General features: G+C 67.0%; 2 protein-coding genes. Both read right to left on the bottom strand.

What is annotated here, in order from left to right:
• Window positions 1-322: I78 family peptidase inhibitor (locus ABB28_RS17540; protein ID WP_057508953.1), on the bottom strand; the 322-nt coding region annotated here is incomplete at its 3' end.
• Between the two features lie 81 nt (window positions 323-403).
• The coding region (locus ABB28_RS17535) for a ribonuclease H-like domain-containing protein (protein ID WP_161809888.1) at window positions 404-996 on the bottom strand (593 nt) is incomplete at its 5' end.

The following is a 996-nucleotide window of genomic DNA, read 5'->3' as shown; positions in this document are numbered from 1 at the left end:
AGCCGCAGCTGGCTGAAATGATCTTGTTCTGCTCGTCCACGCGGACGGTAACGCGGTCTTCGCGGTAATCCATGGTGACCGCCATGCCCGGCTTGACCACCCGGATGGTCCGCGCCCCGGCATCGCGCACCGCACGGTCGATGACCTCCTGGCTGGCCATCTGGCCGCTCAGCGCGGTCAGCGTGTCGGCATGGCAATGGCTGCCGACGCCCGCTACTTCCGGCTTCGGGTTGGTCGGCGCCGTATCTGCACTGGACGGCGTACTGCTGCATGCGGCCAACGGCAGCAGACAGCTGAGCAACAACCAACGATTCGAACGCATGGCAAACCTCCCGGGTCGATGGACAAATGGCATGAGCCGCCATCAGGCGCCATGCGCCGTCAACGTCGGGTAAACGGTCGCTCACCCGGCCTGCAACGGCAGGCAGTTCACCGGCGGTGGCACATCGGCCTGCGCCTGCTGTTCCACCAGCGCCAGGAACAACTGTGCAAGCGTCACCACGTCCTGGTGGTTGTGTTCGACCACCCGCCGCAGGTTCACCGCATCGCCGCCGCGCAGGAAGCGCAGCCAGGCGGAAGGGGCTTCCGAACCGGGCAGGTCATCCTCGCGCACCACTTTCAGCAGCTGCCGTTCGATGGTCGCCAGCCGGCAGTTTTCCCAGACCCCGCGATAACGCCGACGGGTCGGGTACAACAGGTCGATGTGGTCCAGCGCGGTGATCGGATCGCCCTGCCGTGCGAGCCGGAAGCGGGTCTTCAGCAGTGGCGCGTCGTAGCTGCGGCCGTTGTAGCTGGAAAACACCGTGGTCGGTGCCAGCCAGCCGGTGAAGGTGCGCAGCATGGCGGTCTCGGCGGCCATCGTGGAGATCATCAGCTGGCGGATGCGCAGGCCCGGCCCCCGCTCCGGGTGCAGATGCCAGTCGGCAGCGGCGATCATGAAGGCGCGGGTGCCGGTGACGCCGGCACGGCCGGGTGTTACGGTGGCGAAGCAGAGCA

Source organism: Stenotrophomonas chelatiphaga (assembly GCF_001431535.1).
In the GTDB taxonomy this organism is placed as follows: domain Bacteria; phylum Pseudomonadota; class Gammaproteobacteria; order Xanthomonadales; family Xanthomonadaceae; genus Stenotrophomonas; species Stenotrophomonas chelatiphaga.
The sequence above is the reverse complement of the archived record's forward strand: the minus strand, read 5'-3'. Positions and strand labels throughout refer to the sequence as shown.